This window comes from Myroides sp. LoEW2-1 (assembly GCF_009767705.1).
GTDB classification, from domain to species: Bacteria; Bacteroidota; Bacteroidia; order Flavobacteriales; family Flavobacteriaceae; genus Flavobacterium; species Flavobacterium album_A.
In genome coordinates, this window is sequence record NZ_WSPP01000382.1 from 1 (window position 1) to 333 (window position 333).

1 pseudogene is annotated in these 333 nt (G+C 29.4%); it reads left to right on the forward strand.

Annotation, left to right across the window (positions count from 1 at the left end):
• Positions 1-265 (forward strand): annotated as a pseudogene (locus GOQ24_RS16295) (hypothetical protein); the annotation flags it as partial.
• Positions 266-333 lie beyond the last annotated feature (68 nt).

The following is a 333-nucleotide window of genomic DNA, read 5'->3' on the forward strand; positions in this document are numbered from 1 at the left end:
AGTAAAAGTAAAAGTTATGAAAAAGAGAATTATACCAATTGCTCTATTGTTGAGTGGTATGGTTTCTTATGCCCAAGTTGGTATAGGAGTAAAGGAACCAGATAAATCTGCAATTTTAGAATTACATGCAAAAGACAAGGGGCTTTTGATTCCAAAAATTGCTTTGGTTAGTCTATTAGATAATAATTCAATTCATGGAGGAAATCCTAAAGAAGGGTTATTAGTTTTTAATACTGTAAATCGTCAGCAAAAAGTGGACAATTAAGATACTATAAATAAGATAGTGTTTTCAAAAAATGATAACTTTATAATTATGGGAAGAGTCAGTAAGAA